This window comes from Rhodothermales bacterium (assembly GCA_034439735.1).
GTDB lineage: Bacteria > Bacteroidota > Rhodothermia > Rhodothermales > JAHQVL01 > JAWKNW01.
Genome location: JAWXAX010000029.1, coordinates 1 through 18,144, shown reverse-complemented (window position 1 = coordinate 18,144; position 18,144 = coordinate 1). Strand labels below are relative to the sequence as shown.

At 63.3% G+C, this 18,144-nt stretch carries 14 protein-coding genes; 6 read left to right on the top strand and 8 right to left on the bottom strand.

What is annotated here, in order from left to right:
- Positions 1 to 6: 6 nt before the first annotated feature.
- Positions 7 to 732: a hypothetical protein gene (locus SH809_01900; protein MDZ4698433.1), complete on the top strand. Its 726-nt coding sequence runs from the start codon at positions 7 to 9 to the stop codon at positions 730 to 732.
- 440 nt (positions 733 to 1,172) lie between these two features.
- Positions 1,173 to 1,991, top strand: coding sequence for a hypothetical protein (locus SH809_01895; GenBank protein ID MDZ4698432.1), 819 nt, complete (start codon positions 1,173 to 1,175; stop codon positions 1,989 to 1,991).
- A gap of 108 nt (positions 1,992 to 2,099) precedes the next feature.
- On the opposite strand, the gene SH809_01890 is transcribed toward SH809_01895, so the two are convergent.
- From SH809_01890 to SH809_01865, 6 genes are all read right to left on the bottom strand, one after another.
- Complete coding sequence (locus SH809_01890; GenBank protein ID MDZ4698431.1) at positions 2,100 to 2,618, bottom strand: hypothetical protein; 519 nt, start codon at positions 2,616 to 2,618, stop codon at positions 2,100 to 2,102.
- 64 nt (positions 2,619 to 2,682) lie between these two features.
- Positions 2,683 to 3,909: an SPFH domain-containing protein gene (locus SH809_01885; protein MDZ4698430.1), complete on the bottom strand. Its 1,227-nt coding sequence runs from the start codon at positions 3,907 to 3,909 to the stop codon at positions 2,683 to 2,685.
- Positions 3,910 to 3,959: 50 nt separating this feature from the next.
- Positions 3,960 to 4,526, bottom strand: coding sequence for an NfeD family protein (locus tag SH809_01880; protein ID MDZ4698429.1), 567 nt, complete (start codon positions 4,524 to 4,526; stop codon positions 3,960 to 3,962).
- 171 nt (positions 4,527 to 4,697) lie between these two features.
- Entirely contained in the window at positions 4,698 to 5,051 is a 354-nt protein-coding gene (locus SH809_01875) for a P-II family nitrogen regulator (protein ID MDZ4698428.1), read from the bottom strand.
- 26 nt (positions 5,052 to 5,077) lie between these two features.
- Complete coding sequence (locus SH809_01870; GenBank protein ID MDZ4698427.1) at positions 5,078 to 6,451, bottom strand: ammonium transporter; 1,374 nt, start codon at positions 6,449 to 6,451, stop codon at positions 5,078 to 5,080.
- 256 nt (positions 6,452 to 6,707) lie between these two features.
- On the bottom strand, positions 6,708 to 7,928 hold the full coding sequence (locus SH809_01865; protein ID MDZ4698426.1) for a hypothetical protein: 1,221 nt from the start codon (positions 7,926 to 7,928) through the stop codon (positions 6,708 to 6,710).
- A 151-nt stretch (positions 7,929 to 8,079) separates the two neighbouring features.
- Here SH809_01865 and SH809_01860 point away from each other — a divergent pair, with 151 nt between their 5' ends.
- From SH809_01860 to SH809_01845, 4 genes are all read left to right on the top strand, one after another.
- The gene (locus SH809_01860) at positions 8,080 to 12,222 is read left to right on the top strand and encodes a choice-of-anchor D domain-containing protein (GenBank protein MDZ4698425.1); all 4,143 of its coding nucleotides are present in this window, start codon (positions 8,080 to 8,082) and stop codon (positions 12,220 to 12,222) included.
- Between the two features lie 77 nt (positions 12,223 to 12,299).
- Complete coding sequence (locus SH809_01855; GenBank protein MDZ4698424.1) at positions 12,300 to 13,601, top strand: aminotransferase class V-fold PLP-dependent enzyme; 1,302 nt, start codon at positions 12,300 to 12,302, stop codon at positions 13,599 to 13,601.
- A gap of 60 nt (positions 13,602 to 13,661) precedes the next feature.
- On the top strand, positions 13,662 to 14,834 hold the full coding sequence (locus tag SH809_01850; GenBank protein MDZ4698423.1) for a hypothetical protein: 1,173 nt from the start codon (positions 13,662 to 13,664) through the stop codon (positions 14,832 to 14,834).
- 247 nt (positions 14,835 to 15,081) lie between these two features.
- Positions 15,082 to 15,291 carry a hypothetical protein gene (locus tag SH809_01845; protein MDZ4698422.1) on the top strand — a complete coding sequence of 70 codons (210 nt, stop codon included), beginning with the start codon at positions 15,082 to 15,084 and terminating at the stop codon, positions 15,289 to 15,291.
- Between the two features lie 71 nt (positions 15,292 to 15,362).
- Here SH809_01845 and SH809_01840 read toward each other — a convergent pair whose 3' ends face one another.
- Together SH809_01840 and SH809_01835 are read right to left on the bottom strand one after the other, a co-directional pair.
- Positions 15,363 to 16,607, bottom strand: a complete 1,245-nt coding sequence (locus SH809_01840) for an ABC transporter permease (protein MDZ4698421.1) — start codon at positions 16,605 to 16,607, stop codon at positions 15,363 to 15,365.
- A 91-nt stretch (positions 16,608 to 16,698) separates the two neighbouring features.
- A complete protein-coding gene (locus SH809_01835; GenBank protein MDZ4698420.1) occupies positions 16,699 to 17,931 on the bottom strand; it encodes an ABC transporter permease in 1,233 nt (410 codons plus the stop codon).
- Positions 17,932 to 18,144: the final 213 nt, after the last annotated feature.

Sequence of the window (18,144 nt, the reverse complement as noted above, 5' to 3'; positions counted from 1 at the left end):
ACGCTCATGCTGAACGCCCAGAACCCACGCCCGGCCATCGGCCGCCTCTTCCCGGTCCCCGCGGCTTCCTCCGTACGCCACCTGCTCCAGGAGCCGGCTTTGTTTTATCATCCCCCGTACGAGACGGAGGCGGAGGACGATCTCGCCTACCAGCTGGTCGGGACGCTGGCAGAAACGGCCGGTCTACACTACCAGGCGCGGATGGGGACGTCGTATGCTTCGTTCGAGGTGACGTTTCTGGTGGAGTACGGCCGGCAGCGAATGGGCCTTCAGGTGACGCGCTCCTCGGAAGGGGAGGACGAGGTCGACGCGGCCTTTCACGACACATTGCTGGTCGACGCCGGCCTAGTGGACATCCTGTACCGGATCGACGAAGCGGACCTCCAGCATCGGTTGTTCGACACCCTGTGCCTGATCGCCCGCTGGAACCCGGGGCTCTTCAGCGATCGCGGGCTGGCGAAGATCGAGGCGCAGGCCTCGCCGGCGGCCCGGGCATTCTATCCCACGCCGGGGCAGGAGAGCGGTCCCATCGCCCTCATCCTCCCGCCGGAAGAGGATGGGTGGATCGGAGAGGCCTTTATCTGGCCGTCGGAGGAGGCCGGCGACCGTCTGACCGTCCGTCGCATGAGCCGCTACCACCCCGCCGGCTGGATGCGGGAGGTGGACGAGGCGCTCGCGCATGTTGGCATCACCGTCGGCCAGCTCCGCGGCCACTGGGCGAAGACGGCGTGATTTAATATCCGATATTACGCAGATCCTGCGATCATGTCATGCTGAGACCCATAGCCCAGTTGCACGGGGCTTTCTTACCGGGCATGAACACATGGTTAAAGGCCAAAATCGCTAATTCCCGTATCCGAGTCATCCCGAGCCTGTCGAGGGACCTCTCGATCGTCCGGGAGGTCCCTCGACAGGCTCGGGATGACTCAATTATTTGGGGTTTCGCTATCCTGCCCGGTTTTTCAAGTCATTTAATACTTCTACCCTTTCCGCCGATACATCTCTTAGCCAGGCTCAAGCCCCCCTGAGCCTGGCGTTTTATTACCCCACACCCCGCCGAGTCGTCCGGACTCCTCCTGCGCGTCCCTTCGCCGCGTCCCCAAACCGCGCGGCATCCTGGCCCCGCATAGCGCGTGGCCCCGATCACCAAACACGATGGGGTTCTGACCATCATGCGTATCCGCATCGTTCTGGTACTCCTTTTACTTTCGGTCACTCCCGCGTTCGCCCAGCTTTCGGTCCACGGCCGGCTCATGGACGACCGCACGGTTCGCCCCGGCGACCGCTACGCCGGCTCGTTCCTGGTCCGAAACGACTCGAACACGCCGCGCGACGTTCAGGTGCTTCAGCACGATTATCGGCTCGATAGCGACTCCCTGGCGACCCTCAGGCCTCCGGCCACGCATCGCCGTAGTAACGCCGGCTGGATTGTCGTATCGCCGTCTCGCTTCTCCGTTGCGCCCGGCGAAGCGCGGCGGGTCGATTATGATATCACCGTCCCCGCGCGTCTGAAGGGGGCGCCGCCCGCTGGATCCTATCGAAGCCTGCTCTCGGTGTCCGACCTGGCCATTGAGTCCACGCATGGGGCCTTCCAGTTTATTGCTGATGCCGTTGCGTCGCCGGCGACACACGATGTCCGCCAGAGCGTCCAGTTAGCCACCCATATCGAGGGCACTGGTCACGCGAATCTCCTGTTTCGTGGGGTCGATGTACATGACGAGGCTGGTGTGCGCATCATGACGGCGGACCTGGAAAACACGGGTGATGTGATGATCGAGCCCTTGATCTCTGTAGAGCTTTATACCCCTGCCGGCGAACTCGTCGAACGTCATCAGGCCATGTCGTTGCGGCTGTATCCGGGCGACTCCCTCCGGCATCGCCTGCCGCTTGATACGCTCAACGCCGGCAGTTACGAAGCCCTGATCGTGGTGGACGCCGGGGGAGAAAACATCTTCGGCGCCCAGTATACACTGAACGTGACGGCCTGGTGATCGGGATGAAAAGTGTCGCGGCCAAACCCGTGTCGACCATCTGGATTCACGTGGCCTTTTTGATCCTATGCGGGCTATTGGCGTTGCGTTCCTGAGCTCGAGCCGGCGTCAGCCGCACAATGGAAAACTTGGGCGCGGGCAAACGCACACGTTGCGTCGAGTGGTGTCCTCGGAACCGTCGGGATAGAGAATGGTGGTCATAATCGTAAACGCGTCATCGCCGGCCGGGGTGAACGCCACCGTCGCCCGGTCGATGGGCGCGCAGCTCTGTTCGTTTCCAGGGCACCTCTGGCCCCAGCCGGCGCTGGCCGGCGTGAGGCCCCCGTCTTCGTCAAGATCGATCGTCCAGCTCCGGCCGCTTTCCGGCTCGTTGATCCCGTAGATGACCAGGCGTGTGAAGTCCAGCGCGGGGCCATCGCCGTATGTGACGTGTTCGATATTCGCGCAACTCTGTTCCCGTGTGGTCAGCACCAGATCCAGCGCCGGCCCATCCCAGGGGGCACACGACGCAGAGGCGTAAGCGAACAACGCTACTTCCGCTTCGTCTTCGCTGTCGATCACGCGGCAGCCGGGGGAAAAGGTGACGATGAGGAGGGCAAATAGGGAAATGGAAGAAGGCCGGCGCATAGGACGATGGATTTGTGGATGTACCTCAGCCCTTGGACCACTTTACACCCCCTTGTATTCCCCCTCAATCATTGTGCGCCGACGCCCGGCCAAGCATCCCGGCCACGTCGATGCCCGTGGATGCTTTCAGGCTTTCCAGCAGGGCCGGCGTGGCGCCGGCGATCTGGTTAAACACAGCCGGCACGCCGCCATTCCCGCCGCCATTATCGACCACGGTGAGTTTGTCGATCCTCAGGTTGTCGACCGTCTGCACCACCTGCTTCAGGATGTCCGGGAGCATCTGGATGAGGAACAGGCGCTCGGCGTCCGGGCCGGCCAGGTTCCAGAGTTCGAGTTTCCGGCGAAGAACCTCTACCTCGGCCAGCCCGTCTTCGAAGATGCGAGCGGCGTTGCCCTTGGCGATCTCTTCCTTCGCCCGGCGCTCGCCTTCGGCAGCGACGATTACCGTGGACCGCTGGCGTTTTTCGGCGAGGGTGATTTCCTGCTCGGCCAACTCCTGTTCGGCGCGCGCCTGGGCGACTTTCGCGGCGATGCTGATCTTCGCCTCCTCGGCTTCGGCGTCGGCGGCGAGTTGGGCGCGAACGACACGTACCTTGTTCTCGGCCTCGGCGATCGACTGGTTGGCTTTAGCTTCAGCCAGTTTGGCTTGCTCGCGTTGTTCGGCTTCGGTAATTTCAGCCGTGGCAATGATCTGGGCGGTCCGCTGTCGGCCAATGGCCTTCAGGTAGCCCCGTTCGTCCTCTACGCTCTGGATTTTGAGCGTGTCCAGCTGAAGCCCGAGGGCGTTCATGTCCTGGTCGGCTTCGTCGACCAGCTGCTTGGCGAACTTGAGCCGGTCCTCGTTCACTTCCTCGGGGGTCAGTAGGGCGAGTACGCCGCGGAGGTTGCCCTCGAGGGTTTCCTTGGCGATCGCCTGCACGTCGTCCAGCGGTTTACCGAGCAGGCGCTCGACGGCGTTGTTAATCTCGGGCTCGGTAGAGGCAATCTTGACGTTGGCTATGGCGCGGACGGTGAGCGGAATGCCCCCTTTGGAGTAGGCGTTTGAAACCGACAGATCGATAGGGATCGTGGTAAGCATCATGTGATCCACCCGCTCGATGATCGGGATGCGGAACGCGCGGCCGCCGCGGATGAGGCGGTAGCCGAGTGTCGTGCCATCCGGCAGGACCCGTCGTTTGCCGCTGAAGATGAGGATTTCGTTGGGCTGGCAGATTTTCAGGTTGGCGCGGATGACGCCGAGTACGGTGAGGATGGCCAGGATGATGACGCCGGCGACAATGAGCTCGAACATAGACGTTCCGTTCCAATAAGGGTGTGGTGGGGACAGTCCCCGCGCAGGTTTCAGGTAGGCTTTACGACTTCGACAGTGACGCCGTCGCGCGAGACGACCACCACTTCATCGCCGGTTTCGAACGATTCAGCCGATTCGACATCGAGGGAGCGGGCCGGCAGGCGGAGTTCGTTGCCCTTGACCACGACTCTGATCTTCCCCCGGTCGCTGCCCGAAAACGGGATCAGTACCCGTCCGGTCAGCCCCGTCAGGTCGTTCGACGTGATCTCGCTCGAGACCCGGGCATGGCCGATGCGCTGGATGGCGAAGTTGCCCCCTAAGCCGACGACGAGGCCCACCACCGTGGCTGTAATGGCAGTCAGCGTTTCGCTCGAGCCCGTCCACGACAGGAGAGAGCCCGTGAGACCGAAAAAGGCCAGGAAAAAGAACAGGGTGCGAAGAGAGAGGAGGTCCACAAAGCCGCCGCCGCCCGTATCCGAGTCGTGCGCGGTAGCTCCGCCGAAATCGCCATGCACATCGCTGGAAACGTCGACGTGGTGTTCCATCTCCCCTCCAAAGATGGAAAGCAGGACGAAGAAGCCGCCAACGATCATGCTGACCAGATAAACAGTATCCATAGGTGCATCTGGATGGAAGACGAGGGGAATACGGCCTTATGATAGGGAGCGTTGCGCCGGTCGGCAAGAATACCAGGGCCTTGCGTTGAAGGAACAAACAAAAGCCCGCCCTCGCCGAAGCGAGAGCGGGCTCTGTGGGTCCGTAGTGAAGTAAAACGCCGATGTGTTGGATCAGGCGGTCACGGGCGTCACCGCGGCCATGTCTTCCTCGCCGGTGCGGATCCGATAGATTTTTTCGACGGGGAGGACAAAGATCTTGCCGTCACCAACCTCGCCGGTGCGGCTGGCTCCGAGGATGGCCTGGACGGTCCGTTCGACAAACGGCTCGGAGACGCCGATGTCCAGCGCCACTTTTTCGGTCAACACCTTCTTGACGGTGGTGCCGCGGTAGGTTTCGACCAGGTCTGTTTCGCCGCCGTGGCCGTGCACGCGGGTTACGGTGATGCCGTGGACTTCGGCCTGGTAAAGGGCCTTGAGCACGTCGTTTAGTTTTTCGGGGCGAATGATCGCTTTAATGAGTTTCATGTCCGTATCTGGATTGCGTGGCGGGGTCAGGCGCCGGCTACACGAGCCGGTTTGACGTGCACTCCATGGGAAGCGCCGTCTCCATTCATCTCTTCGTCGAGCAGCAGCACCGTGCCGTCGCCGTTGGCGTAGGCCTCCTCGCCGTGATAGGTGAGGTCCAGACCGATGCCTTCTTCCTTATCCGTCGCGCGGATCTTCATGAAGAGGCCAAGCACCTTCAGGATGCCGAAGGTAATGCCCCCGCTGTACAGCAGCACGGCGACGACAGAGCCGAGCTGGATGATGAACTGGGTGGGATTGCCGAACAGGAGCCCATCGGCGATGCCGTTGATGGACTGCTGGGCGAACACGCCGGTGAGCAGGGCGCCCGTGAGGCCGCCCACGCCGTGCGCCGCGAACACGTCGAGCGAGTCGTCGAGCCGGGTACGCGAGCGCCACAGGATCAGGTAATAACTTGGGAATGCCGCGATCGCGCCGAGCAGGAGCGAAAACATTGGGGAGATGAAGCCTGCGGCCGGCGTTATGGCGACGAGGCCCACGACGATGGCGGTGGCGAGCCCAACGGCCGTCACCTTGCCATTCCGCAGGTAGTCCAACAACGCCCAGACGACGGCCGTGGCGGCCGGCGCGAGCATGGTATTGACGAAGGCCAGCGCGGCGATTCCGTTGGAGCCCAGGGCGCTGCCGCCGTTGAAGCCGAACCATCCGAACCAGAGGAGACCGGTGCCGAGCAGCACAAACGGGACGTTGTGGGGCAGCAGGGCCTGGCGACCATAGTCCTTCCGCGGCCCGAGCATCGAAGCCGCTACCAGCGCGGCGATGCCGGCGTTGACGTGGACGACGGCGCCGCCGGCGAAGTCCAACGCACCCATCCCTCCGATCCATCCACCTCCCCATACCCAGTGACATACCGGCGCATAAACCAACAGAATCCACGCTGCAATGAAGAGCATGTAGGCGCTGAACCGCATCCGACCGATGATCGCTCCCGAGATGAGCGCCACCGTGATGATCGCGAACGTCCCCTGGAACGCCATAAAGAGGATGTGAGGGATACTACCTTTCGCCTCGAGACCCACACCGGCGAGGAAGGCCATTGACAGATCGCCGAGCCAGGGGCTACCGGCGCCGAACGCCAGGGAGTAGGCGACCAGCGCCCAGAGCACTCCGGTGATGCCCAGCGAGACAAAGCTCATCATCATCGTGTTGAGCATGTCCTTCGAGCGAACCAGGCCGCCGTAGAAGAACGCCAGAGCAGGGGTCATCAGCAGCACAAGGGCGGTCGACATCAGGATCCAGGCCGTGTCGGCCCCGGAGATGGCAACCTCAGCTGCGTCCTGGGCATAGGCCGGCTGTGCCAGCGCTACGAGCGGGAGCAAGAGTAGGGTGTAGCGATTCATGATGGAATAAAGTTAGGTGCATGGTCTAGGTTTGGTTAATTTAATAATACAAAGTGGACATAAACCAAAATAGTTACGAAAGCGCTTCCTGTCGGGCTAACGCGTTCATTAACAAGTGCTTGGGGGGGAATAGAACGCAGAGAAAAAGAAGGGAAAACCCGAATCTTTTTGTGAAATGCTTGCAAATGGGCGGGCTCATCTTACAAAATAAGCCTGATGATGCCCCTGCCGTATGATGTGATGGCCCTATAAGGGGTCAGAGACTCCAGACCATTTCCTCCCGAGCGGCGGGATGCATGTAGAGGTCGGCCCCGATCCGTTGTTCGAGGTGCTTGCGGATATCTCGGAAGCTCACGTAGGCGGCGCGAACGACGCGCCGCTGGAGGTCGCTCATGGTATCTTCCCAGCCCTCTCCTGGGGAAGCGAGTTGAATGCGCCGAATACGCCGGCGGGCGCTGCGCAGCACCTTGAGGTACGGCCGAAACGCCGATTCCTCGGCGCCCTGATACCGCATCATCCAGTTGTCCAGCCGTTCGAGGGTGGTTGTGGCGAGGGTCACCTCCCGGGGGTAGACGCCGACCGTGGCGCGAGTTTCGACGTCGTCGCCGGCAAAAAAGGCGGTGTCGAGATTTTGGATCGTAAGGGTCTGGAGGCAGGTGAGGAAGCGGCTCGCCGTGGCGACGCTGGGCCGGGCGAGCAGGCCGACCTCGTTGAGAAACAGCCCATCGGACAGGGCGTGCGGAAAGAGGAGGGGCCGACGCAGGTAGGCGCAGCACCGATTGATGGTCTGAAGCTCTTCCTGGAGGGCCCGATAAATCGACAGGCGCCGGTTGAAGGAGTGGCCGTAAAGCGACCGCTCGAACTCGGGGTGGATACGGAACGGTCCGTGAATGGCCTTTCCGAGCCAGAGCTGTTGCTCGGCCGGGGGCAGCTCGGCGAGGTCGCCCACGCACGTGGCTACCGCCCGATGAAACGAAGTGTCGTACGCCATGCCGTACGCCGGTGGCTGCGGCGGCGTGGCCCCGCGGCCCACCACGATGCCTGCCTCTGCCGGCTGCGCATCGTACCAGCTTAGCACCGAAGGATGGAACGTCTCGATCTTCAGCCGTGGCGCCCCAAGCGCAAGACCGAGCGTGTACGGCCTGCCCGCAAACAACCGCGCATTGACCACCCGCTCCAGGTGACGCTGGGCCGGAAAGACGCAGGCCAGTTCGATATCCCCCCCTTCGAGCCCCTGTTCCTGGCGCCAGATCGGCGCGTCGTGCAACGCCCGCACATGCGGGTCCGGATATCGATCGCCGAACTCGATGCTGACCAGCTGTGCCCGCACGAGCGGACGCAGCGCCTGTCGAACGGTCTCGAGGGACGTCTTCTCCCGATCGGCGAGCGTGGCTACAGGGATCCCTGTAAACCGGTTCGACCGGAGGTAAAAGCGTGTAATGGTGTCAAGAAGAGCTATGCTGAGCGCCTCATACATGAAGCTACCTCACATGTCGAAAGGGGGGTGGGTCCCTGCGGAGTGTCTGAATTGGTATCGGTCGGGCCCTTCGGTGCTTAACCTTGCGCGATGCTGGATTGATGGGATCGAATTCGGTAGTTTTCGGGTACACCCCCCAGCCCCCCCTCGTATGCAACTCCCCCGCGTTTTTGTCTCTGTTTTCCTGTCCCTTCTCGTGAGTGCCGGCGGGTTCTCCTTAGCGCACGCGCAGGTCAGCGTCAAGCTGTCTCTGGGTGAAGATGGCGGGCCATTCGATTATTTCGGGGAGTCGGTAGCCATCGACGGCGGGTATGCCGTCGTGGGAAGCTGGCTGGGGGATAATGCGAACGGGAAGGACGCCGGCACCGCCTACCTCTATCGCCAGAATGGGCCCGGGTGGGATCTCGACGCGACGTTGCTCGCGAGCGACGGCGAGGCCGGCGACCAGTTCGGCGTCTCGGTGGCGATCGATGGGGAGGTCGCGGTGGTGGGCGCACGACGCGACGACAACGAAAACGGTCCGTTCGCCGGCGCGGCCTATGTGTTTGTCCGCGATGGCGCGGGCTGGCGGGAGGACGCGCGGCTCCTGGCGCCGGAAGGCGCCTTCGACGATCAATTCGGGGCAGCGGTTGATGTGTCGGGGGATCGTGTCGTCGTCGGAGCCCCCGGCTTTACGCGTCAGCGGGGCGCGGCCTACATCTACCGGAAAACGGACGCCGAATGGGTGCTGGAAGGCCGCATCGAGGCCGCGGACGGAGCGGATGGCGATGCCTTCGGCGAAGCGGTGGCGATCGATGGCGACCACGTGGTGGTCGGCGCCGAGGCTCATGATACCAACGGACTGGTGGATGCCGGCGCAGCGTACGTCTTCAGCTTCACGGGATCCCTCTGGGTCCAGCAAGCCACCCTCGCCGCGACGACCCCCGCCGGCGACGACGGCTTCGGCGGCTCGGTCTCGATCAGCGACCTGTACGCGGTGGTCGGCAACGCCCGCGAATCCGTGGAAGGGCGGGACGAAGCGGGCGCGGCCTACCTCTTTGTCCGCACCGGCACGGCCTGGAGCCTCCAGACGCGTATGCTGCCGTTCTCGAGCGGCGAAGGCGACGAGTTTGGCTCTGCGGTACACATTGAAGGGGGGTACGCAATCGTCGGCGCCCGCTGGCGACGCAATGGCGACGGCGACAAAGCCGGCGCGGTATATCTGTTCGAGCGCTTCGGCGCGGCCTGGTCGCTCGAAACCCAGCTCATCGCCGCTGACGGCGCCTTTGGCGATCAGTTCGGGAGCGCGCTCGGGTTCAGCAACGAGCAGGCGATCGTGGGGGCGCGATGGGACGACAACGACGGCGGCCAGGACGCCGGCGCGGCGTACATTTTCCCCGTAGGCGGCAGCGGGCTGCCGGCGTTACTCGCCAGCAGCGCCAGTCTCTCGTTTAACACCGTGGCGGTGGGACAATCGGTAGAAAACTCGTTCACGATTTCAAATATCGGAACGGCCGATCTGAACATCACCGGCGTCTCCATCGAAGGGGAGGGCGCGTCTTCGTACGTGGTGGTCTCCGGAGGACCCGCGTTGCTGGCGCCTCTGGCTAGTATCGGCGTTACCGTGCGTTTTTCGCCGCAGAGCCCGGGCGCGAAGCCGGCCCGCCTCGTCATCGTCAGCAACGCGGCGGACAGTCCGCACGAGGTGGAACTCAACGGCCAGGGGAGTGATGGCCTCCAGCCCGGCATCGCGCGGGTGCTGGCCTCTCGCGGGGAGGTCGAACCGCGATTCGGCAGCACGGTGGCCGTGAGCGGAGATTTTGCCATCGTCGGCGCCGAAGGCTTAAACGATACGGATCCGGGGGCCGCGTATATCTATCGGCGTTCGGGCGAAACGTGGATCCAGCAGGCTCGGTTGATGGCCAACGAAGGGATGGGCGGGGATCGATTTGGGAGCGCGGTGTCGATCGACGGCGACCGGGCCCTGATCGGCGCATGGAGCGCCGACGAGGCGCGGGGCGCCGCGTACGTCTTTGTGCGTAGCGGCTCGGTATGGGTCCAGCAAGCCCGCATCCAGGCGGACGATGCGTTGCCGGGCGACCGATTCGGCTGGTCGGTCTCGATCGACGGCAACGCGGCCGCGATCGGGGCCCTGGAGGATGACAACGAGCGCGGCCTGGGCGCCGGCAGCGTCTACCTCTTCCAGCGCTCGGGCTCGAATTGGACGCAACAAACCCGCCTCGCGGCCTCGGACGGCCGGCAGGGGGATCGATTCGGCAGCGCCGTGGCCCTGCGCGATCTCCAGTTGATCGTCGGCGCGGCGAACGGAGGCTTTTTTGGAGAGGGCAAGGCCTACATCTTTGAGTTCGACGGCACGGTGTGGGATGCGGAAGGCCAGCTCGCCGCGTCGGACGGCGGACTGAGCGACGGCTTTGGCGCCACACTCGCCATCGAAGGCGATGTGGCGGTGGTGGGCGCGCCGTTGCGCGACGGCGACAGCACGCTGGATGTAGGGGGAGCGTACATCTTCGAGCGGGTGGAAGCGGAGTGGGTCGAGCGCGCCCGGCTAGGCGCCACGGACGGCGCGAGCGGAGCCGAGTTTGGAACGGCCGTCGCCATCCAGGGGGACGAGGTGATCGTCGGCGCGGTCGGTGTCGACAACCAGCGCGGCGCGGCCTACGTGTTCTCAAAAAGTGGTGAGGACTGGCTGTTCGATGTTCGCATCTCGGCCCTCGGGGCCCGCGACGGCGATGGCTTTGGCGGCGCCCTCGGGTTTAGCGGCAGCGATCTCATCGTGGGCGCTCCGGATGCCGACAACCTCAACGGGACCGACGCCGGCGCCGTCTACTTCTACAGCCGGATCGGCCTTTCCTGGGCGCAGCAAACTCTGGTCATCGCCTCGAGCCGGGTCATCGAGCCCTACTTCGGCGCCTCGGTGACGCTGGGCGATGGGATGGCCGTCATCGGCGCGAGCGGCGGCGAGGGGACTCCGGGCGCGGCCTATGTCTATGAGCGCACGGGGGTAAGCTGGCGGCAGGTCGCCGAGCTGGTCGCCTCCGATGGCGAGGGCGGTGATGGCTTCGGCGCGGCGGTGGCTCTGGCCGGCAACTACCTGTTTGTGGGCGCACCAGGCGATGACAACGAGCGCGGCGCCGACGCCGGCGCCGTCTATGTCTTCCTCCGCGGCAGCGAATCGTGGAGCGAGCAGTCGCGTATCGTGGCCCCATCGGGGGCCGTCGGCGATGCGTTCGGCGCCGCAATCACTGTACAGGGCGAAGAGGTGTTCGTGGGCGCGCCGGCGGACGACAACACCAACGGCGAGGATGCCGGCGCCGTATTTGTCTTCCGCCGCGATGGGGCCCAGTGGCCGTCCACCGGCACGCTGCTGGCCAGTGACGGCGGCGCGGGCGACCGGTTCGGCGAGAGTGTGTCGGTCGATGGGGTGGACCTGCTGATCGGCGCGCCCCAGGAAGGACCTTTTGCAACCGGCGCGGCCTACATCTTCCGATGGGATGGGCTGGACTGGAACCCCGAGGCCAAACTCGTGGCTTCGGTCGGATCGGTGGATGACGGTCTCGGAGCTTCCGTGGCGCTGGAGGGCGACTTTGCCCTCGTCGGCGCGCCAAACCGAGGCGATGCCGACGCCGGCGCCGCCTATGTCTTCCGGCGCACCGGCGGCCTGTGGGGCGTCCGTGAACTGGCCGTGCTCCAGGCTTCCGACGAAAGCGACGGCCAGCGCTTCGGCCGTGGCGTCGCCCTGAGCGGCAGTTATGCGCTCATCGGCGCGGATGGGGCGGATGCCGAGCGAGGCGCCGCCTACGTCTTCCAGCGGAGCGGCACGAACTGGCTAGAAAAAGCCCGCATGGGGCCCACCGACGAGGGCGGGCCTGATCGGTTCGGACAGACGGTCGCCCTCGATGGCGAAGACGCCCTCATCGGCGCGCGGTACGACGCCAACGGGAACGGCGCGACCGCCGGCTCGGCCTATTTGGTCGCGCTCGAGGGGCAGGTGATCATCACGGCGGTCGACGAACCCGACGCCATGACGCCGCCGGCCTTTGTCCTGGAGCAGAACTACCCGAATCCATTTCGCTCCGAAACCACCATCCGCTACATCCTCCCCGCAACTGCGCAGGTGTCGCTCCGGGTGTACGATGTGCTGGGAAGGGAAGTGGATGTGGTGGTCGATCAGCTACAGCCGGCCGGGCCGTACGCCGTCGCCTACGATGGCTCACGGCTGGCCGCCGGCATCTACCTCTACCGAATCCAGGCCGGGGATACCGCGCAGGTCCGCCGTTTTATCGTCGTGCGCTGATGGGGCGTTGATAGAGTCCGCATCCGTCGCCTATACTGTGCGTCAGGACCTTCGCTCACCCATGCCTCGTCGACCCCATGTCTACCCGTCGCGACTTCTTCGGTCATATCGGCCGGCCTGCCGCCGCCGCCCTGACCGCCGCGAGCCTTAATCCGGCCGCCCTTCCCAATCTCCTGGAAACCCTCGCCCACTACCCGGGCGCACCGGCCGTAGTGGCGGCTGACGAGGCATTCTGGCGTACCGTGCAGCAGGCATTTACGGTGGATCGCAGCCTGGTGAACCTCAACAACGGCGGTGTGAGCCCGTCGCCGGCGGACGTCCAGGCTGCCATGAAGCGGTACCTCGACTTCTCGAATCTCGCACCCGTCTATACGATGTGGGAGATCCTCGAGCCCCAGCGCGAGGGTGTCCGGCAACGTGTGGCGCGGGATTTTGGATGTGATACGGAGGAAATCGCCCTGACGCGGAATGCGTCCGAGAGCCTCCAGATCTGCCAGCTCGGCATCGATCTCAAAGCCGGCGATGAGGTCCTGACCTCCACGCATGACTATCCGCGCATGCTCACCACCTTCAAGCAGCGCGAGCGCCGGGAGGGCATCCGGCTCGTCCAGTTCCCGCTTCCCGTGCCGGCCGAGGACGACGACGAGGTGGTGCGGCTGTTCGAGTCGCACATCACGCCCCGCACGAAGATGATCCTGATGTCCCACATCGTGAACATCACGGGGCAGATCCTGCCGGTCAAAAAAGTCGTCCAGATGGCGCGGGAAAAGGGCATCCCGGTGGTCGTCGATGGCGCGCATGCCTACGCCCACTTCGCGTTTACACATGCTGATCTCGACTGTGATTATTACGGCTCCAGCCTGCATAAATGGCTGCTCGCGCCGCACGGTACCGGCCTGTTGTACGTCCGCAAAGAGAAAATCAAGGATCTCTGGCCGCTCATGGCCTCGCCGGATACGATGGACGACAACATCCGCAAGTACGAGGAGATCGGCACCCACCCGGCCGCCAATTACCTCGCTATCGCCGATGCCCTCACATTCCACCAGGGCATCGGGGCCGAGCGGAAGCAAGAGCGGTTGCGGTACCTCACGAAGTACTGGGCCGACGCGTTGCTCCGCCACGACCGCGTGCGCCTCAACACCAGCCTGAAACCCGGCATGTCCTGCGGGATCGGGAATGTGCAGGTAGTGGGCGTAGATACGGCCGCGCTCAAAAACTACCTCTGGAAAGAGCACCGGATCATCGTCGTCCCCATCATCCACCCGGAATTCGAAGGTCTCCGGGTGACGCCGAACGTATATACGACGCTAGAGGAACTGGATCGCTTCGTCGATGCTATGGAACATGTGATCAAGCACGGCCTGCCTTCTGCCTGACCTCCCGGAAGGCGCATGGATGGCCCGGTGTTTCCCCTTCAGCGGTTCTCCAGCGTAGCCATGCGGTGTGTCCTGCTCCTGACTTTTCTGTGCGCCAGCGTGTCGGCCTGCCAGCCGATGCCCGCGGGTGTGGGCCGGCTGGATGCGGACTACGGGTTTGAGGGCTACGTGCTGGGGGATTCGCTCTACAGCAGCGTCATCGGGGAGGCGGAGCGGACACGGCTCGATTACGATGTGCTGGAGTTTGAAACGGCCGGCAGCCGGTTTGCCGACCAGCTCCCGCTGCCGGTTTCCAACGATCGCCGGATGATGGGTGTGTCGCTCACTCGGTCGACCGCCGGGGTGATCGATGGGCAGGTCTATGCCCTGTTGTTCCAACTGGAGTCCGGCACGGTGCAACAACGTGCTATGCTGGATTCGCTCATCGCGCGGTATGGCATACCGACGGCGGTGTATTCGAACGATGTGGCCGGTGCCGGCATGCTCGTCCAGATCGACCAGCGGCACTGGGAAGGAGAACGTGTGGTGCTGGCGTATGGGATGGGGGAGGGGTATGCCGAGCTACTGGTGTACGACCGCCAGCTGCGCGGGCGCCGTCTGAGCATCCAACGAGCGATCGCCGCCGGCCGCGACGCCCCCTCCCCGGCGCTCGACGCCCTGCAGGAAGTCGGCTCCGTCCAACTCCAGATCACCGAGCCGTTCGCTACCTGGCGCTACCAGTACCGTCGGACGGCCAACCCGGATCGCCGGGGCGCCGTCGGGATGATCGACTACAGCCTCGTGCAGTCCTTTTTTGGCGTCCAAGGGCGGAGTCTCTATGGCCTCGACATGGCGCGTGTCGCCCTGTATTTCCTGCCGAAAGTGGATAGCCTCGTCTCGATGGAGGTTCGGTTTGACAATTCGCAGGGCCAGACGATCGGCTTTTTCGACATGTTACGGACGCTGGAACGCAAGATGGGCCGCGCCCCGTATTCGGATACGCTGCATACGAAAAAAGGGCCGTTTTGCCGCGCGATCTGGTATGGGCGGGAGGTACAGGTAGTGCTTGAGGAATATCGATTACAGCCGGGTCAGGCTTCCGTGGCGGATGTCGTCGTACGGTTCGAGGTGCGGCGGGAGGCGGTAGAGTTGGATCCAGACTGGCAGCCCCCCGTGGACCCGGATGCGGCGCCGGTGGCATCGCCGCATGTGGAGCCGGATAGTCTAATGGACTTTCGGAGGCCCGAATTATAGGCCGGCGGTTTCCAGCAGATACACACGAATACGGGTTGTAGAATCCGCATTCCAATGGGCCTGGGTGGACTTTCCTGATACCGGCCGGCGTTGCTGGAGGTACGCCGTCAAAAGTAACGTCACGCCGCGCCAAAGTAGCCTGTACGGTACACCAAAAGTACCGTTCACTTCTGGTCTAAATGAGTACGGGTTCGGCGGCCGGCTAACGTATTTTGAAATCTCTTTACAAGGTTAAGTACCCCATTTGATGACAAGCACTTCCATGCAGCAGAATATACATGTTGATTCGATCCGTGACGGGCTGACCAGTTTGCAAGGCCTCGATCGGGATTACCTGGAGTCCTCGCGCCGGCGCCTGTTCCTCATGCCCGAGCCACAACGCCAGCGGATGGCGGAAGAATACAAGAGCAAGGCGGCCTTGTACTTCGAGTTGTACCGCACCGCCAGCAACATCTGAAGGGTTTAAGGTTCGAGGTTCGAGGGTTAAGGGGCAAAACGCCTTAACCCTCGAACCTCGAACGTTACACCTTATTCGTATCGGAGAGACTCCACCGGGTCCACGTTCGCCGCCTTCCGCGCGGGAAAGTAGCCGGCGAGGAGCCCGATCACCGTCAATACGCCCACCGTCAGGAGAGCGACTGGCGTGGAGAGCACAGGGTTGGCGAGGAATTCCATCGCACCCTCTTTGTTCGGCAAGCTCTGGATCGCTTTGACGACGCCGTAGGAGACCAGCAACCCGATCGCGCCGCCCATCAGGGCGATGAGGAGCGCCTCGAAGATCACCTGGATTTTGATGTGATACTTACGGGCGCCTAGCGCCAGCTTGACGCCGAACTCGCGGGTCCGCTCCTTGACCGTGACGTACATAATGTTCGCCACCCCCACCCCGGCCAGCAGCAGCGTCAACCCGCCAACGAGCCCCAGGAAGAGCTGGATGCCCATAAACACCTTGGCGCTTTCCTTCTCGTTCTCGATGAAGTCCCAGATGCCCAGCGCCCGCTCGTCCGACGCATCAAATTTGTATTTACGTCCGAGCACCTCGTAGATCTGTTGCTTGACCGCCGGCGCCACCGCCACATTGCGCGGCCGCAGGACCATATGGTCGATGTACCGATGCCCGTAAATCGTCTCGAAGGTCGACGAGGGGATGATGGCGCGGTTGGCATCTGGCCCGTTGTTCATTGAGGTCTGAAGCTTTTCCTGCATGATGCCGACGACGGTGAACGGGAGACCGTCGATCATCACCGATCCCCCAACAGGCTCGGTCTCGCCGAAGAGCCGGCCGGCCAGTTCCGGCCCCAGGAACACGACGCGGCGTTTCTGGGACTCGTCGATGGCATTCAGAAAACGCCCACCGGCCGCGGGATACATGCGCCGCATATCCTCAAAGGCTTCGCCGACGCCTTCCATGTACGTCGTGGTTTTGTTTTGCCCCACCTGGAGCGCTACGCCCCAGCGGCCGTAGGAGATGCTGCCAAGGTCTACGTCCGCGATCGACCGTTGAAGCAGGTCGAGGTCCTCGCGGATGAGCCGGATGCGCCGGCCTTTGTCGAGGCCCTCATACGACTGACTGGTTTCGCCCCCGTAGATCTGGAAGATGCGGTCGCCGGCATTCAGCAGCCCGCTCTGCATCGTCCGCCCCAGCCCCTCGCCGAAGGCCAGCAACAGCACCACCGACAGCGTCCCCCACGTAATGGCGAACATCGTCAGAAACGCCCGCGTCTTTTGCGTCCGCAGGTCGTTCCAGAATTCCTGGAGGAGGATTTTCCACATGGGGGTTGCAGGTTGGCAGGTTGGCAAGTTGCAGGTTGGCAAGTTGAGGTTGGCAGGCTTTATACTTTTAACCTGCGAACCTGCAACCACTTCAAGTTCGCAAGCACTCCACCGGGTCCAGCCGGGAGGCTTTGCGGGCGGGGAAGAAGCCGGCGAGGAAGGCGATGATGGCGAGCAATGCCATCGTGGTCACGGCCACCATGGGCGACACTTCCGGGGTGCCGACGGCGTCCTGGATCGGGAGGAAGGCGAGGGCCTTCACGAGGCCGACAGCGATGCCGAAACCGAGCGTGGCGCCGATGCCCACGATCAGGAATGTTTCGCCGAAGAACTGCATGAGGATGTCGCGCCGGCGGGCGCCGACCGACCGTTTCACGCCGATCTCGCGGGTGCGCTCGCGGACGACGACGTACATGATGTTCGCCACCCCGATTCCGCCCACCGTGAGGGTGAAGCTCCCGATGACGCCCATAAAGATGTTGAATCCGAGGAAAAAGGCCCGCATGAACTTGTCGGCCTCGTTGGTATCCCAGATGCCGAGGGCGTCCTCGTCGGTCGGGTCGAACCGGTTGCGCCGGCCCATCACCTCGTACACGCGGGTCTCGATAGCTTCGCTGAGCAGGGGGTCCGCCGGCTGATAGATGATGTTGTTCACGTACCGGTCTCCGAAGAGCGACTTATGGGTGCTGGCCGGGATGAACATCCGGTCTGAATCCCGCGAGTTGTAGGACGAATTCTGCGTCTTGGGCTGCATCACGCCGACCACGGTGAAGGCGGCCTCGCCGACCATGATCTGTTTCCCTATCGCGTCCTCGTCCGCAAAAAGGAGGCGCTTGATCTCGTTTCCGAGCACGGCCACCCGCCGGCGGTTCTGCATGTCGAGCGTGTTGATGAACCGTCCGCCGGGCTCGGCGATGACGTTACGCATATCGCCATAAACCGGGTAAATCCCCGTGATCGCCGGCATCGTCGAGGCCTGACCCACCCGCACCGCGGTGTTTCGCTCGATATACTCCGGGCTGATGCTTTCGATTTCCGAAATCTCCCGAGCGAGCATCATGGCGTCCTCCTCCCGGAGAGGGATCTCGCGCCCGTCCGGAAACCCTTCAAACGACTTGGTGGTCCGCCCGCCGAACATCACCACGATGCCATCCCCCATGCCGTGCATGTTTTTACGCGACTGCTTCTCGAGCCCGACACCGAAGGCCAGCAGGACGATCACCGCCACCGTACCCCAGGTGATGCCGAGGATCGTCAGGGTCGTCCGCAGGCGCTGCGCCCAGAGGTCGTAGAAAAACTGGGATAACGTGGCGAGGAAACGCATGGGTTGATTCCTGGTGTGCGGGCGCGAGGTATGTCAGGCGCTGTAAAGTGGCAGCCGCTATTCGCGCAATGGTGTTCTATCGGGTGGAGCCGTTGACACGGAGATCTCTTTTTATCGTCATCCCCGCGAACGCGGGGACCCATTGAACAATCGAGAATACCTCACTTGCAGTTCCTGGCTTGCTTCAGCGCAACATTAAAGCCTGGATGGTTC